This window comes from Paraburkholderia lycopersici (genome assembly GCF_900096975.1).
GTDB lineage: Bacteria > Pseudomonadota > Gammaproteobacteria > Burkholderiales > Burkholderiaceae > Paraburkholderia > Paraburkholderia lycopersici.
The window spans coordinates 26,699-42,670 of the sequence record NZ_FMYQ01000040.1 but is presented as its reverse complement, the minus strand read 5'-3'; the positions used below and the strand labels follow the sequence as shown (position 1 = coordinate 42,670).

The 15,972-nt window shown below is 66.5% G+C and carries 16 protein-coding genes; 13 read left to right on the top strand and 3 right to left on the bottom strand.

Going from position 1 to position 15,972, the window contains the following annotated elements:
* Positions 1–58 precede the first annotated feature (58 nt).
* Both BLU17_RS29505 and BLU17_RS29500 read left to right on the top strand, forming a co-directional pair.
* Positions 59–1,540 carry an MFS transporter gene (locus BLU17_RS29505; RefSeq protein WP_092005394.1) on the top strand — a complete coding sequence of 494 codons (1,482 nt, stop codon included), beginning with the start codon at positions 59–61 and terminating at the stop codon, positions 1,538–1,540.
* Positions 1,541–1,645: 105 nt separating this feature from the next.
* Complete coding sequence (locus BLU17_RS29500) at positions 1,646–1,984, top strand: DUF2322 family protein (protein WP_092005391.1); 339 nt, start codon at positions 1,646–1,648, stop codon at positions 1,982–1,984.
* Positions 1,985–2,194: 210 nt separating this feature from the next.
* Here BLU17_RS29500 and BLU17_RS29490 read toward each other — a convergent pair whose 3' ends face one another.
* Positions 2,195–3,142 carry a LysR substrate-binding domain-containing protein gene (locus BLU17_RS29490; RefSeq protein WP_092005385.1) on the bottom strand — a complete coding sequence of 316 codons (948 nt, stop codon included), beginning with the start codon at positions 3,140–3,142 and terminating at the stop codon, positions 2,195–2,197.
* A gap of 180 nt (positions 3,143–3,322) precedes the next feature.
* Here BLU17_RS29490 and BLU17_RS29485 point away from each other — a divergent pair, with 180 nt between their 5' ends.
* The 10 genes from BLU17_RS29485 (at position 3,323) to BLU17_RS29440 (ending at position 12,484) form a co-directional block, all read left to right on the top strand.
* Positions 3,323–4,390 (top strand): ABC transporter substrate-binding protein, encoded by a 1,068-nt coding sequence (locus tag BLU17_RS29485; protein ID WP_092005434.1) that lies wholly within the window; start codon positions 3,323–3,325, stop codon positions 4,388–4,390.
* A 46-nt stretch (positions 4,391–4,436) separates the two neighbouring features.
* Positions 4,437–5,507, top strand: a complete 1,071-nt coding sequence (locus BLU17_RS29480) for an ABC transporter ATP-binding protein (RefSeq protein WP_092005382.1) — start codon at positions 4,437–4,439, stop codon at positions 5,505–5,507.
* Positions 5,494–6,366, top strand: a complete 873-nt coding sequence (locus BLU17_RS29475; protein ID WP_092005379.1) for an ABC transporter permease — start codon at positions 5,494–5,496, stop codon at positions 6,364–6,366. The genes BLU17_RS29480 and BLU17_RS29475 overlap by 14 nt, the downstream gene beginning before the upstream one ends.
* 10 nt (positions 6,367–6,376) lie before the next feature.
* Positions 6,377–7,174 carry an ABC transporter permease gene (locus BLU17_RS29470; protein ID WP_092005376.1) on the top strand — a complete coding sequence of 266 codons (798 nt, stop codon included), beginning with the start codon at positions 6,377–6,379 and terminating at the stop codon, positions 7,172–7,174.
* Entirely contained in the window at positions 7,171–8,313 is a 1,143-nt protein-coding gene (locus BLU17_RS29465) for an NAD(P)/FAD-dependent oxidoreductase (protein ID WP_092005372.1), read from the top strand. The genes BLU17_RS29470 and BLU17_RS29465 overlap by 4 nt, the downstream gene beginning before the upstream one ends.
* Positions 8,314–8,320: 7 nt before the next feature.
* Entirely contained in the window at positions 8,321–8,692 is a 372-nt protein-coding gene (locus tag BLU17_RS29460; RefSeq protein ID WP_092005369.1) for a (2Fe-2S)-binding protein, read from the top strand.
* A complete protein-coding gene (locus BLU17_RS29455) occupies positions 8,682–10,112 on the top strand; it encodes an NAD(P)/FAD-dependent oxidoreductase (RefSeq protein ID WP_092005366.1) in 1,431 nt (476 codons plus the stop codon). The genes BLU17_RS29460 and BLU17_RS29455 overlap by 11 nt, the downstream gene beginning before the upstream one ends.
* Positions 10,105–11,286, top strand: a complete 1,182-nt coding sequence (locus BLU17_RS29450) for an NAD(P)/FAD-dependent oxidoreductase (protein WP_092005363.1) — start codon at positions 10,105–10,107, stop codon at positions 11,284–11,286. The genes BLU17_RS29455 and BLU17_RS29450 overlap by 8 nt, the downstream gene beginning before the upstream one ends.
* Before the next feature lie 39 nt (positions 11,287–11,325).
* The gene (locus BLU17_RS29445; protein ID WP_092005360.1) at positions 11,326–11,679 is read left to right on the top strand and encodes a RidA family protein; all 354 of its coding nucleotides are present in this window, start codon (positions 11,326–11,328) and stop codon (positions 11,677–11,679) included.
* 139 nt (positions 11,680–11,818) lie between these two features.
* Entirely contained in the window at positions 11,819–12,484 is a 666-nt protein-coding gene (locus tag BLU17_RS29440; RefSeq protein ID WP_092005357.1) for a DUF2278 family protein, read from the top strand.
* Between the two features lie 53 nt (positions 12,485–12,537).
* On the opposite strand, the gene BLU17_RS29435 is transcribed toward BLU17_RS29440, so the two are convergent.
* Complete coding sequence (locus BLU17_RS29435) at positions 12,538–14,697, bottom strand: TonB-dependent siderophore receptor (RefSeq protein WP_092005354.1); 2,160 nt, start codon at positions 14,695–14,697, stop codon at positions 12,538–12,540.
* Positions 14,698–15,036: 339 nt separating this feature from the next.
* Between BLU17_RS29435 and BLU17_RS29430 the strand changes: the two genes are divergently transcribed.
* Entirely contained in the window at positions 15,037–15,360 is a 324-nt protein-coding gene (locus tag BLU17_RS29430) for a hypothetical protein (protein ID WP_092005352.1), read from the top strand.
* A 168-nt stretch (positions 15,361–15,528) separates the two neighbouring features.
* On the opposite strand, the gene BLU17_RS29425 is transcribed toward BLU17_RS29430, so the two are convergent.
* Entirely contained in the window at positions 15,529–15,954 is a 426-nt protein-coding gene (locus BLU17_RS29425) for a VOC family protein (RefSeq protein ID WP_092005349.1), read from the bottom strand.
* Positions 15,955–15,972 lie beyond the last annotated feature (18 nt).

The window sequence follows — 15,972 nt, the reverse complement described above, 5'->3', positions numbered from 1 at the left end:
ATCGCGCCCGGGAACGGCGCGTGCTACAGCTCAACGCGAGCCGAACCCAGCCCTGCCGATGAATCCATCCGATACGACGCATACCAGCGCGACGCATACGAGCGACAAGCCCGCTGTCATCGAAACCACGCTGCCCGCGCGCCTCGACCGCTTGCCGTGGGGCCGATTTCACGTGCTCATCGTCGTGGCGCTGGGCGTCACGTGGCTGCTCGACGGCCTTGAAGTCACGCTGGCCGGCGCCGTGGCGAGCGCGCTAAAAACGAGCCCGGCCCTGCGCCTCGACAACGCGCAGGTGGGGCTGGCCGGCAGCGCGTATATCGCGGGCGCGGTGTGCGGCGCGCTAGGCTTCGGCTGGCTCACGGACCGGCTCGGCCGCCGCAAGCTCTTCTTCGTCACGCTCGCCGTGTATCTGCTCGCCACCGCGGCAACGGCGTTCTCATGGAATTTCGCGAGCTTCGTGGCGTTTCGCGCGCTCACGGGCGCGGGCATAGGCGGCGAATATGCCGCCATCAATTCGACGATCCAGGAGTTCACGCCCGCGCGCGTGCGCGGCTGGACCGACCTCAGCATCAACGGCACGTTCTGGGTGGGCGCGGGCATTGGCGCGGCGGGCTCGCTCGTGCTGCTCGACCCGCATCTGCTGCCTGGCGACTGGGGCTGGCGCGTGTGCTTTTTCATCGGCGCCGCGCTCGCGCTCGTCATCCTGCCCATGCGCCGCTGGATTCCCGAAAGCCCGCGCTGGCTCCTCACGCACGGCGAGCACGACGAAGCGAAGCATATTGTTCAGGATATCGAAGCACGCTTTCGCGACGCGGGCCATACGCTCGACGCACCGCCCGACGATCCGCTGCGCCTGCACGCGCGCGGTCACACGCCGCTGCGCGCGGTGTTCCACGCCATCTTCGTGCGGCACCGGCGGCGCGCGCTGGTGGGTCTCTCGCTCATGACGGCGCAGGCCTTCTTCTACAATGCGATTTTCTTTACTTATGCGCTCGTGCTCACGGAGTTCTATCACGTGCCGGGTGGCGACGTGGGCCTTTACCTGCTGCCGTTCGCGCTCGGCAACTTTCTCGGGCCGATCCTGCTCGGGCGGCTTTTCGACGTGATCGGCCGGCGCACCATGATTGCGGCGACCTACGCGCTTTCGGGCGTGCTGCTCACGGTGAGTGGCCGGATGTTCGAGCAGGGCACGCTCACGGTGACGATGCAAACCGGCGCCTGGATGGTGATTTTCTTTTTTGCGTCCGCCGCGGCGAGTTCCGCCTATCTGACCGTAAGCGAATCGTTCCCGCTGGAGATCCGCGCGCTCGCCATCGCCGTGTTCTATGCGTTCGGAACGGCGCTGGGCGGAATCATCGGGCCAGCCTTCTTCGGACGGCTAATCGATACTCACCAGCGCAGCGAAGTGTTCACGGGCTACCTGGTAGGGTCGGCGCTCATGCTCGGCGCGGCCCTGGTCGCCGCGATCTGGGGCGTGGACGCGGAACGCAAGTCGCTCGAGCATGTCGCCGCGCCGCTTTCGGCGGTTGACGACGAGTGAGGCGATGTCGCCTGCCGGCCATGTGCGCCTCAACGCGAGACACCCCGCCAGGCTAAGATACGGCTCCGCCAAAACCAGTTATCGAACCAACGGAGTGTTTCAGTGATGCAGGCAATTCAACCGGGCGCCGTCTTCAAGAACAATCTCGCATTGCTGCCGGGCATCGGCGGCATCGAGCGCATCGATCTCGTGGACGGCCAGGGCGCCGTGGTCGCGAGCATCGAGAACCAGCCCGGCAAGCAGGGCTCGCTCGCGGTTTACCACTATCTGCGCGAGGTATTCGGCACACTCGACACCCACGCCGCCGAGCACGGCCTCGCCGTGTTCGCCGAGCACACTGCCGATGCACGCAACCGCCCGGGCGCGCACCCGAACGTCGACCGCCTGCTCGAGATCGCAGGGGGCGGCGCTACGCTGCGCATCGACGTCATCGCAGCGGGGTGACGGCGGCCAGAATGCCGCCTGACTACCGACCGAGCGCCACATGAGCGCCACACGAGCCCCGCCTGAGCGCGGCGATATCGCGCGTGCCGGTCCGCCGCTTCGCATCGAAGTCGCCGCGCTGGCCGCTTTCCTGCTTCCCCCAAGCCCGAAAGCGCTTCGAGCCGCACACCATTCGTGCGCGCCGCGAAGCGCAAAGCCCGATCGCGCGCATCAAGCCGCCGCTTTCCTCGCGCGTCGGCGTGCAGGCTCGCGATCGGGCGCCTTCATCTGCGCGATCAGATCCTCGTGATGCGCACGCAGCACCTCCACGAACTCGGCCACCAGACGCTCGCGCGGACGATTCGGCGGAAACAGCAGATACGTGGGAAACAGCACCGCCGGCGAAAACGGCCGGATCGCGATATCGGGCCCCGCGAAATCGCGCGCGACGATGGGGTGCGCGAGCGTCACGCCCATCCCGCAACGGACCATCTCGCAGCAAATCGCCGTGTATTGCCCCTCGATGGCGAGCACGCGCTCTACGCCCGCGCGCTGGAACACTTCGTCCATCTGCGTGCGCGTGCCGTCGCCGTGGCACAGCGATATGAACGACTCGCCCTCCAGATCGGCCGGCCGGATCACCGCCTTTTTCGCGAGCCGGTGCGCGGCCGGCATCACGCAAACGGCCGCGACCTTCGAAAGCAGTTCGACTTCGCAGTTCGACGCCTCGCTGATATAGACGGCCACGCCCAGGTCGCAGAACTGCGAGCCGGTCCAGTGGTTCACGGTGCCCGAGGTATTCACGTGCAGCGAAACCGTCACGCCGGGAAAGAGGTGGCGGAACCTGCCGATGGCATGCGGCACGAGCGTAAGCCCCGCCGAAGGCATCGCGGCAATGCGCAGGCGCCCGCTACCCAGATTGCGAATCTGCGCGGCGGCGTTCGTGAGTCCTTGCAGGCCCACATAGGCGCGCTCGACCTCGCGAAAGAATGCATTGCCTTCGCTCGTGGGGATGAGCCGGATGCCCACGCGCTGAAACAGCGTGAGCCCGGTTTCGCGCTCGAGCTGCCCGATCAGGCGGCTCACGTTGGGCTGCGATGTATAGAGCGCTTTCGCGGCGGCTGTCATCGACCCCGACACCATCACGGCCCGAAACGCCTCGACGTGCTTCAGATTCAAGGGGGATCTCCTGGGCTTAACCCTGATTTGCGCGCCAGGGCGTAACCCTGGTCCATATCATTCCCGCATAGGTTGACATTTTATTCGTATTGGACGATATGGCCGGCCAGGGCACAGACTGCGATGCATCGGCGCACTGCCCGGTTCGCCGTTCCCCATAATCGAATGGAGATCGTCGTCATGAAAGCTGCGTTGTGTCGTCGTTCAACTTCCCCATCCAAATCCGCACTCACGGCGCTCGCCGCCGTCGCCACCCTCGCCGCATCGGCGCTCGCGCAGGCCGAAACCACGCTGTACGTCGCCAATGTCGGCGGCTCCAACGAGCAGCTCTATCGTCAGAAGATCATTCCGGCGTTCGAAAAGGCCCATGACATAAAGGTCGTGTACGTGGCGGGCAATTCCAGCGACACGCTCGCGAAGCTCCAGGCGCAGAAGGGCCACGAACAGATCAACGTCGCCGTGATGGACGACGGCCCGATGTACCAGGCCATGCAGCTCGGCCTGTGCGGAAAGATCGACGACGCGCCGGTCATGAAGGACCTCTACCCGCTCGCGCGAATCGGCCCGACCGCGGTGGGCGTGGGCATGGTGGCGACCGGCATCGGCTATAACGAACAGGCGTTCAGAAAACTTGGTCTGCCTGCGCCGGATTCGTGGAAATCGCTCGAGGACACGCACGTGAAGGGCAAGCTCGGCGTGCCGCCGATCACCAACACCTACGGCCTGCATACGCTCGTGATGCTTGCGCGCCTGAACGGCGGCGGCGAGAAGAACATCGACCCCGGCTTTACGGCCATGACGAAGCAGGTCGCGCCCAACGTGCTTTCGTGGGCCCCCACGCCCGGCGAAATGGACGGCCTCATGCAGTCCGGCGACGTGATCCTCGCGCCTTACGGCAGCGGCCGGGCGGTGGCGCTGCAAAACACGGGCTTTCCGCTCAAGTTCATTTACCCGAAGGAAGGCGGCGTGGCGCTCCAGGTGGCCGCGTGCGCCGTGGCGCAGAACGCGCAGCCGCAGCTTTCGCAGCAGTTCATCCAGTTCCTCCTGAGCCCCGATGTGCAGGTGCAGCAAGCGGCGGACATCGGCCTTGGCCCTGTCAACAAGACGGTCAAGCTCACGCCGGAAGTCGCCGCGCGCGTGCCCTACGGTCCCGACCAGATCTCGAAGCTCACGGCAATGGACTGGACCACCATCAACGCGCATCGCACCGAGTGGACGGAGCGCTGGAACCGTTCGGTCGAGCGCTGATGCACGCGCCTCGTGCAACGCACCTGACAAGCGAGGGCCGACGCTCATGAGCTTCCTCACTCTGCAAGGCATATCGAAGCGCTACGGCGACTTCACGGCGATCGAGCAGCTCGACCTCACGGTCGCGCGCGGCGAGTTTCTGTCGCTGCTCGGTCCTTCGGGCTGCGGCAAGACCACCACGCTGCAGATGATCGCGGGTTTCGTCACGCCGACCACGGGCCGCATCACGCTCGACGGCCGCGACATCACCCACGAGCGGCCCGAGAAGCGCGGCATAGGCGTGGTGTTCCAGAGCTACGCCCTTTTCCCGCACATGACCGTGGCCGGCAACGTGGGCTTCGGCCTCGAGATGCGAAAAATGAAGCGTGCGCAGCGCGCCGAACGCATTGCCGAGGCGTTGGACCTCGTGCGCCTGCGAGGCCTCGACGCGCGCTACCCGAAGGAGCTGTCGGGCGGGCAGCGTCAGCGCGTGGCGATCGCCCGGGCGCTTGCGATGCAGCCCGAACTATTGCTGCTCGACGAGCCGATGTCGAACCTCGACGCCAAGCTGCGCGAGGAGATGCATATCGAACTGCGCGCGATCCAGAAGCGCCTCGGCATCACGACGATTCTCGTGACCCACGACCAGGTCGAGGCGATGACGATGAGCGATCGCATCGCCGTGATGCATCGCGGCACGATCGCCCAGTTGAGCACGCCGTTCGATGCCTACGAACGCCCTGCCACGCCGTTCGCTTCGACCTTCCTCGGCCGCACCAACACGCTGGAGGGCGAGGTGTTGCGCCGCAATCCGCGCTGCGCCGAGGTCGAGGTTGCCGGGACGATGCTGCAGGTGCCGCACGAGGGCCGCGAGGTGGCGGGCGCCGTGAACGTCTACATCCGCCCCGAGAAAGTGCGGCTCGCCAACGGCGACGCGCGCCTCACGGGCCGCGTGACGACGCGCGTGTTCGTCGGCAACCAGTGGCTGCTCGCCGTGGAGACCGAGTTGGGCAAGCTGCATGTCGCGCAGCCGAACCACGGCGCGCCGCCGCCCGAGGAAGGCAGCGAGGTGGGGCTCGCATGGACCGACGACGATCTGCGCGTCCTCACGCGGGAGGGCACCCATGGCAACGCTTGACGACTCGCGCGCGGGCGCGGCGCCCTGGCTGCTCTCCGCGCCGGCGCTGCTGCTCTTTCTCGCGCTGCTGCTGGTGCCCCTGCTGCTCACGTTCATGCTCTCGTTCCATGTGTTCAGCGACATCGCGGGCGTGCAGCGCGGCTGGACCATCGCCAATTACCTTGGTGTCCTGAGCGATCCCTACTATGGCCAGATCTTCCTGCGCACCGCCGGGCTCGCATTCGCCGTCACGATCCTGTCCATCGCGCTCGGCGTGCCCGAGACGCTCGTGCTCGCGCGCATGCGCCGCCCCTGGCAATCCGTCTGCCTGTTGATCGTGCTGGGCCCGCTGCTCATCTCCGTGGTCGTGCGCACGCTCGGCTGGCAGATCCTGCTCGGCAACAACGGCGTGCTCAACAACGCACTGCAGTCGCTGCACATCACCGACGAGCCCATCCGCCTCGTTTTCACCATGACGGGCACGATCATCGCGCTCACGCACGTGCTCGTGCCGTTCATGGTGATGTCGGTGTGGGCCACGCTGCAAAAGCTCGATCCGCAGGTGGAATGGGCAGGCCGCTCGCTGGGCGCGCCGCCGCTGCGCGTGTTCCGCCGCGTGCTCCTGCCGCAGATCATGCCGGGTGTGCTCTCGGGCTCGATCATCGTGTTCGCGCTTTCGGCCTCCGCGTTCGCCACGCCCGCGCTGATCGGCGGACGGCGCCTGAAAGTGGTGGCCACGGCCGCCTACGACGAGTTCCTCGGCACACTGAACTGGCCGCTCGGCGCGAGCATCGCCGTGCTGCTGCTGATCGCCAACGTGGCGATCGTGATGGGCTGCAGCCGCCTCGCCGAACGCCGCTACAAGCACATCTTCGACTGAGGGCCTCGCCATGAAACGCAACGGATTGCCCGGGCTCGCGTTCAACGCGTGCTTTCTCGCCTTCATGCTCGCGCCGCTCGTGGTGGTCATGCTCGTGGCGTTCACGGACAAGGGCTATATCTCGATGCCGTTCGACGGCGCCTCGCTGCGCTGGTTTCGCGCGATCCTCCAGAACGGCGACATTATCTCGGCGTTCTGGCTCTCGGTGCGCCTCGCGTTCGCGGCCGCCACCATCGGCGTGGCGCTCGCGGTTCCCGCCGCGCTCGCCATCGCGCGCTATCGCTTTGCGGGACGCGGCGCGCTGATGAGCTTCTTCCTCTCGCCAATGATGATTCCCGCCGTCGTGCTCGGCATCGCGTTCCTGCGCTTTCTCTCGCTGCTGAACCTGAACGGTTCGTTCTGGGCGCTCGTCGCCGCGCATGTCGTGATCGTGCTGCCCTACGCGCTACGCCTCGCGCTCTCCTCGGCGGTCGGCCTCGACCGCGACGCCGAACGCGCGGCCCTCTCGTGCGGCGCGAGCCGATTCACGGCATTTCGCCGCGTGGTGCTGCCGATGATCCGCACGGGCGTGGCGGGCGGCTGGGTGCTCTCGTTCATCCAGAGCTTCGACGAACTCACGATGACCATCTTCGTCGCGACGCCCGGCACGACCACGCTGCCCGTCGCCATGTACAACCAGATCGCGCAGACGATCGACCCGCTCGTCACTTCGGTGTCGGCGGTGCTGATCGTCGGCACGATCTTGCTGATGCTGCTGCTCGACCGCATGGTCGGGCTCGACCGCATCCTGATCGGAGAATCCCGATGACACAGAACTCCTGCGCAAGTCCCGACGTGCTCGTGATCGGCGGCGGCCTCGTCGGCGCCGCCGTGGCTTACGGCCTCGCCCGCGAAGGCGCGCGCGTGACCGTGCTCGACGAGGACGACGGCGGCTTGCGCGCCTCGCGCGGCAACTTCGGCCTCGTCTGGATCCAGGGCAAGGGCTATGGCCTCTCGCCATACGCGCGCTGGTCGCGCAGTTCCGCGCAGCGCTGGCCGCTGCTCGCACAAAGCCTCGCCGACGAAGCTCGCGTCGATGTCGCGCTGCGCCAGCCCGGCGGCTTTCACATCTGCTTCTCCGACGAGGAAATGGCCGATCGCCATAAACGGCTCTCGACGCTGCAAGCCGAGATCGGCGATTATCCGTTCGAACTGCTAAATCATCGCGAGCTGCGCGAAAGGCTGCCCGGCATCGGGCCGGCCGTGGCCGGCGCGAGCTATACGCCGATGGACGGCCACGTCAATCCGCTCAAGCTGCTGCGCGCACTGCATGGCGCCATGCAGCGGCGCGGCGTGCGGCTCGTCTCGGGCGAGCGTGCCGAGCGTATCGTTGCGGGGCATGGCGGATTCAGCGTGCAAGGCCGCCGCGGCGCGTACCACGCGGCGCGCGTCGTGCTCGCAGCGGGCCTCGGCAATCGCGCGCTCGCGCCGCACGTGGGCCTCGATGCGCCTGTTGCGCCCAATCGCGGCCAGGTGCTCGTGAGCGAGCGCGTCGAGCCGTTTCTGCGCTACCCGACCATCAACGTGCGCCAGACCGACGAAGGCACGGTGCAGTTCGGCGACTCGATGGAAGAAGCCGGCTTCGACGACTTCACCACCACGCCCATCCTGCGCCAGATCGCGGCGCGCGGCGTGCGCGCGTTTCCGATGCTCGCGCACGTGCGGCTCGTGCGCATGTGGGCGGCGCTGCGCGTGTATAGCCCCGACGGCTTTCCGATCTACGATCAGTCGCAGGCGCATCCGGGTGCGTTCGTCGTGACCTGCCACAGCGGCGTGACGCTCGCGGCGGCCCACGCGCTGCGCATCGCGCCATGGATTGCCGGCGCGCCGATGCCCGCCGAACTGCCCGCCTTTTCCGCGCGCCGCTTCGCCGCCGACGCAACCGCCGTACCGATCCTCGCTCATTGAACCTGCCATGACAGCCCAAACTACCCAAGCCCAGGCACCGTTGTTCAAGACGCTCTCCGACACGCCAACGCGCGTGGACATCTGGTTCAACGGCCAGCCGCTCGCCGTGCCTGGCGATCGCTCGGTCGCGGCCGCATTGCTCGCCGCTGGCGTCTCGCGCTTTCGCTCGACGCCCGTTTCGGGTGCCGCGCGCGCGCCGTTCTGCATGATGGGCGCATGCTTCGAATGCCTCGTCGAGATAGACGGCGTGCCGAGCCGCCAGAGCTGCATGGTGCCCGTGCGCGCGGGCATGCATATCCGCTCGCAGGAAGGCGCGCGCGACCTGCCGCCCGAACCCGGGGCCGACCTCGACACGCTGGAGAACGCTCATGCCCGCTGAACACAAAGACGAACAAATCGCCGATTTCGATGCGCAAGCCGTCGATGTCGCCGTCGTAGGCGCCGGCCCAGCCGGCATGAGCGCGGCGACGCGTCTGGCGCGCGCGGGACTCTCAGTCGTCCTGATCGATGAGCAGGACGCCGTCGGCGGCCAGATATACCGTGCGATAGGCCGCGCCGACGCGCGGCGCAAGGAAATACTCGGGCCCGACTACGCGGCGGGCGAAGCCATTGCCGAAGCGTTCGCCCGCAGCGGCGCGCGCCACGTCGCGCGGGCCTCCGTATGGCAGGTCACGCGCGAGCATGCGGTCCAGTATCTCAAGGACGGCAAGGTAGGCAGCTTCCAGGCGAGGCGCGTCATCCTCGCGAGCGGTGCACTGGAGCGGCCGTTTCCGATTCCGGGCTGGACACTGCCTGGCGTGCTCACGGCGGGCGCCGCGCAGATCCTGCTGAAAAGCGCGGGCGAAGTGCCCGCCTCTGCGCCGGTGCTCGTGGGCTGCGGGCCGCTGCTCTATCTGCTCGGCTGGCAGTATGTGCGCGCGGGCGTGCCGGTTCGTGCGCTCGTCGATACCACGCGCCACGAAGATCGCTGGCGCGCGAAACGCCATCTGCTTTCGGCGCTGCGCGCGTGGCCGCTCCTCAGCAAGGGCCTGAATCTGATCCGCACGCTGCGCGAAGCCAGGGTGCCCGTTTTCGAAGCCGCCGACGACCTCGCCGTGGAAGGGCGCCTCGGCAGCGACGGCGTGCAGCGCGCCACCGCGCTCACGTTCACGTCGCAGGGCCGCGCACAACGGATCGAAGCGGACGTGATCCTGCTGCACCAGGGCGTGGTCCCCAACACGCAGTTCACGCAGGCGCTACGCGCCACGCACCGATGGGACAACGGGCAGTTATGCTTCAGGCCGCAAACCGACGCCTGGGGCGAACTCGACGTGCCCGGCATCTTCGTGGCGGGCGACGGCGCGGGCATCGGCGGCGCACAGGCCGCTGCCGAACAGGGCGCGCTCGCCGCGCTGGCCGTGGCGGTGCAACTGGGCGCCATCGATCGATCCACGCGCGACAGCGAAGCCGCGCCCCACCGCGCCGAACTCGAACGCGTGATGCGCATCCGGCCGTTCCTCGACAGCCTCTACCGCCCGCGCGACGCGAACCGCATCCCCGCCGACAGCACCATTGTCTGCCGCTGCGAGGAGGTGACCGCAGGTGAACTGCGCGGATTCGTCGGGCTTGGCTGCCTCGGCCCGAACCAGGCGAAATCGTTCGGCCGCTGCGGCATGGGCCCATGCCAGGGCCGCCTGTGCGGGCTCACGGTTACCGAAGTCATCGCCGATGCGCGCAATGTCGCGCCGGGTGTCGTCGGCTACTACCGCATCCGGCCGCCCATCAAGCCGCTCACTCTCGGAGAACTCGCCGGTGAATGACGCCCGAAATCCCCATGCGGGCGCCGCGCAGGAGGCGGACGTGCTCGTGATCGGCGGCGGCCTGCATGGGTCGAGCAGCGCCTTTCACATGGCGCGGCGCGGTGCGAGCGTGATCGTGCTCGAAGCCGACTACGTGGGACGCCATTCGTCGGGTGTCAACGCGGGCGGCGTGCGCACGCTCGGTCGGCCGCTGCCCGAAATTCCGCTTGCGCTGATGTCGCGTGAAATCTGGCACGCGCTGCCCGAAACGATCGGCGACGACGGCGGCTTCGTTCCATCCGGACAACTGAAGATTACGGAAACCGAGGCCGAACTGGAAGAATGCCGCGCGCGCGTCGCACTGCTCGAATCCCACGGCTACACCCACGAAAAGCTGATCGACCGCGAGACGGTGCTCGAACTCGAACCCGCGCTCGCACGGCACGTAACCGGCGGCATCTGGGTCGAGCGCGACGGCTATGCGTTGCCGTTTCGCACGACCACGGCATTTCGCCTCGCCGCGCAGAAGCACGGCGCGCGCTTTTACGAGGACGCCGCGGCGACGCACATCGAGGCGCGCGGCGAGCGCTGGATCGCGCAAACGCCACGCGGCGCATTCGCGGCCCGCAAGCTGCTCGTGACGGCCGGCGCGTGGTCGGGCGAACTGGCGCGCCAGGCAGGCGAGCCCGTGCCCGTGCATCCGGAAGGGCTCATGCTCATGGTCACGCATCGCGTGGCGCCCTTCTGCCGCGCGACGCTCGGCGCCACGGGCCGGCCACTTTCGTTCAAGCAGTTCGACAACGGCACCGTGGTGATCGGCGGCAAACTGATCGGCATCGCGGATTTGCCGGGACGGCACGGCGAAGTGGATTTCATGCGGCTCGTGAAGAGCGCGCGGACCGTCGTCGATCTGTTTCCGCATTTGCGCCATCTGGGCGTGAACCGCGCGTGGGCCGGCGTCGAAGCGTTCACGGCCGACTCGCTGCCCATCATTTGCGCGAGCCGCCGCGCCGCGAACCTCTACTATTCGTTCGGCTATTGCGGGAGCGGCTTTCAGCTCGGGCCTGCGTGCGGACGGCTCGTTTCCGAGCTGGTGCTCGACGGCGCGCCCTCCCTGTCGCTCGATGCATTTGCGATCGACCGCTTCGAGCGCGCATCGGCTCGCGCGCCCCTGGCAGGCGCGGCCGCGCATTGATCCACGATTCTCCCAACCCCGAAAGGAGCTTGCAGACACATGAACGATATCGTTCGCATGGAAACCAGTCAGCGCATGAGCCGCGTCGTGAAGGCCGCAGGGCTCGTGTTCGTGGGCGGCCAGACCTCGGTCGATCAGTCGCCCGACGTGAAGATCCAGACCGCCGCCGTGCTCGCGAAGATCGACGGTTTTCTCGCCAGGGCCGGCATCGACAAGACACGGCTCGTCTCCGCGCAGGTGTGGCTCGCCGACATCGCGCGAGACTTCGCGGGCATGAACGAAGTGTGGGACGCATGGGTGCCCGAGGGTTGCGCACCCGCGCGCGCGACAGTGCAGGCGCAACTGGCTTCGCCGCAACTGCTCGTGGAAATCGCAGTAGTGGCGCTGGGGTAAGCGCAGCGCGCGGCTGTCGGCGGCGGTGTGAAAGCGCGCCGACAGCTTTCGTCGCCGCGCCGTGCGCGCACTCTGTAAGCGCAAATTCACGTTCGCGTTGCACAATGACGCAATCCACCCGACCGGCAAGGAGCGAGCGATGGCCCTTCCTTACGGCTTCGTCAAAGCGAAGATCGTTTCTGCACCGCGGCTGAAGTCGACGAGGCGGCCTCACGAAGTTCAATATCATCTGCACTTCGGCGTCACGGTGAACGGCGCGCAATGGGATATCGCCGTCAACGTGGGCACCACCGACGCCGACGACCTGCTCAAGTACAAGCTCGCGTTCGACTTCCGCCACAACGTGCTCGCCTCGCTACAGAGCGCGCAAGCCGGATCGACCGGCCTCACGGGCACGGACGCGCTGCCCGCGATCGACTTCCAGCGCAGCGACTTCCTCGCCAATACCGGCACATGGCGCAACAGCAACGTGATGGACGGCTCGGACCAGGTGGAGCCCGTTGCCTCGCTGCAGCGCCTTCTGTTGCGCGCGCAACAGTCGTCGCTCGACGTGTACGTTTTCGGCCGCTTTTACAGCGAAGGCGACGGCATGCACGACGTCCACATGAATCAGGGCTCCAAGGGCGAGTTCATCCATCGCGCGGGCAACGACGTGAACGACCACAACGACATCTGGCAGGACGGCGCGCTACTCGTGGATCTCGGCGAGCCCGAATGGGCGCTGTACGTTGCGGCGTTCGACCAGCAATATCTGCCGACCGACGACCTCGGCAACCCGGCTCCGGGTTCGCAGCCGATTTCGTAGACCAAACGGCGCGCGCGGGCGGCACTCCGCCGACCGAACGCGCCCAAAACCGCTCAGAAGTCGATCTTCGCGTTGAGGCTGACCGTGCGCGGATCGCCCGGCGCGATGTAATCGGCGTACTGGAACATCCAGTAGCGGCGATTCGTGACGTTGTCGATCGCCGCGCGCAGCGTTACGTCGTGGCCGCCAATGCGGGTGAGGTAGTTCGCGCCCACGTTCACGAGCAGATAGCCGCCCGTCTGCAGATCGTTTGCCGGACGCACCTGCGTGTTACCTGTGAACTTCGCATCGGCGGCGAGCTGCAGGCCCTGCACGTACGGCACGTCGTAGCTCACGCGGCCTGCCGCGACGAACTTCGGCGCACCGGCCACGCGATTGCCGTTGAAGGACTGCCCCTTCGCGTACCACGTATCGAGCAGCATGACATTGCCCGCCACCTGCCAGCTTCGGCCAAGGCGCACGCTGCCGCCCGCCTCGATTCCTTCGTAGATCGAATTGCCGTCCTGCACGTAGACGTTGTCGCTGTTCGCATAGGCCGCCCCGCGTTCGATGCGGAACAGCGCCGCGGTCGCGCTCCAGCGCTCGTGCTCGCTCTTGATGCCAAGCTCGTACTGGCGCGAGCGCAGCGGACGCAGCATTGCGCCGCCGTTCGCATAGATGCTGTCCACGATCGCACCCTGCTCCAGCGCCTCGACGTAGCTCGCATACAGCGTCGTGTCCGGCTCGAGCTTGTACATGAGCGCGAAGGTCGGCGTGAGCACGCCGTTCTGGCTGTACGCGGACGTTTTCTCGCCCGTGGTTGCGTAGTTGTTCTGACTATAGTTCGTGTAACGCACGCCGGCGAGCACCGACCAGCGGCTCGTGATCGCGACGGTGTCGCTCACGAAAGCCGAGGCCTGCGTGATATCGCTCGCGCGATAGGTTTCGAGCCCGCTGCCCGAATAGAAGCGCCACGGGTTGGGCTGGTACAGATTGCCGTTGCCAAGCACGTTATAAATCGGGTTCGACGCGTAGTTGTTGGTCTGATGCTGATACGCGCCGCCAATCACGAGTTCATGCGTGAAGGGCCCGGTCTTCACCTTGCCCTCGAACATGCCCTGCCAGTAGATGTCCTGATGACCTTCGTCGCCGTTCCAGCGCGCATCGGTATAGTCGCCCGCCTGATTGAGCAGCGTGAGCGTGCTCTCGTTGCGGTCGCGCGCCGACTTGCTGTAGCTCCCCGAAGTCGTGAACGACCAGCCAGGCGCGATCTGGTAACGCACGCCCGCCGTATAGAGCTGCAGATTCGTGTTCAGATGCTGGTCGATGCCGGCCAGCAGGTTGGTGCCGCCGCTGATCACGGCGGGCAAGCTCGACGCCGTATAGCTGCCCGTGTAGATGGCGGGCATCTGGCCGCTTGAGCGGATCGTCTGATAGAGCGCGTTGAACCAGACCTGCAGGTCGCGCGTGAGCTGGCCGTCGAGCGCGAGCGAGACCGAGTTGCGGTTGATATCGCCGGCGTTATAGGTCTTGCCCGCTTCCTTCGTGTAGTTCAGTCGCGCGCCGAACATGCCGTCCGGTCCGAAACGGCGGCTGAGATCGACGTGCGTGCTCAGCACGCCGTCCATGCGATAGCCCACGTCGAGGCTCGTCACCGGGTCCTTGTCCGGCCGTTTCGTGACGTAGTTGACGAGACCGCCCGGTTGCGCGAAGCCGTACATGAAGCCGCCCAGGCCCTTGAGCAGTTCCACGCGCTCCAGTTGCTCATAGGGCATGGTGATGCCGTACGAAATGAACGGATTGCCGTCGATGCGAAAGCCGTTCTGCCAGTCCACGGGCAGGCCGCGAATCGTGATGTAGGTGGCCCACGCGCTATAGGCGTTGCTGTTGTCGCTGACCGAGGCGTCGCCGGCGAAGACACCGCCGAGCTTGTAGACCTGGCGGTCGGCTAGATCGTCGCCGGTCACGACCGTGGTCGAGAACGGCGTATCGAGCTGCGAGCGCGTGCCGAGCGCCCCGCTCGACACCGGCGCGCCCAGATGCAGCGGCGAATCGGCTGCCGTGCCGGCGCTCACCTTCACGGCGGGGAGGGCCTGCTCCGCGCTCGCCGTGCCGTTGCCCGCGTCCCGCGCCGCGGTTTGGGCGGCGGCGGCGTGAGCAACCGCGAAAGTGAGCCAGGCCGCGATATGCAACGGACGGGGCAGCGCGCCACGCGCATGTGCTCGATTGTTCATGTCGTTTTGGGTAGGTCGTTTCGCCGGTGCAAGAATATTTAATGAGAGTCATTCTCATTTCTATCTGGCCGGCGATATTAACAAACCCTTACGACATTTCCTAGCGGATTACGGCGACTTCGTCCGATCTGACGCAATTCCGATAGGATCATGCTACAGACCTGCCATTTCTCGCCTCATTATTCCAATTTATAGAAATATCGAGGCAGAGCGTTCAGCATGGACATGCGCACAGCCGGCAAATGACGTCTGCGCGGCAGCGATTCCGGCGCCTGGAAATACCTCAATGCGTGACATAAAATACAGCCCGCGTTAGTCCAGTTCCCGTGGTGAGTCCGCATGAAACACGCTACGTTCTCCCTGCTGATCGTTCTGACGGCGGTGCCGGCCGCGTGGGCCATTGGCGTCGCCCCGGCCAACGACAACGCCGCACTCCCCGCCCCCGCGAGCGCTGTGCCTCCCGCACCACATTGGCATCCTTCCTCGCTGATGTGGCCGGCGTCGCCTGCGTCCGTTGCGTCGGGCATTTCGCGCGCCGCGCTGCACACGGGGCCGCGCAAGGAAGGCGCCTCGTATTTCGAGGCCCCATCGCGCGAGGACGACATGCTCGACACGCCAGGCACTCCGCTGCGCGGCGATCGCTTTCACTGGCGGCAGCCGTAGCGGTCGTGCCCCGCGCCAGCGAGCGCATTTCATCAGGCTTCCTGATTTGTTTTGACCGGCTGCCGGAATCTACCGGCGGTCCGGAACTCGCGCCACTATGCGCTTACGCGTTCACGGCGGCCCTATGCCGATGGGCGCAACGGCAGGCGCTTTGCGGGCGGCCCCCGCTCACTTCGCGAAGAGCTGGCCGATATCCTTGAACGCCTTGAATTCGAGCGCGTTGCCGCACGGGTCGAGGAAGAACATCGTGGCCTGCTCGCCCACCTGGCCCTTGAAACGCACGTACGGTTCGATCACGAACGCCACGCCAAAGGTCTTGAGGCGCCCGGCCAGCGCCTCCCAGTCGCTCCAGCCCAGCACGACGCCGAAGTGCGGCACGGGGACGTCGTGGCCGTCCACCGGGTTCGTGTGGGCGCTCTCCTGCGAGGCCGTCTTCGGATGCTCGTGAATCACGAGCTGATGGCCGAAAAAATCGAAATCGACCCACTGCGCGCTGGAGCGCCCTTCCGCAAGACCGAACACGCGACCGTAGAAGTCGCGCGCCGCCTGCAGGTCATAAACGGGTATCGCGAGATGAAAAGGCGAAAGCGCCATGTGTGTCTCCAGTTCGGC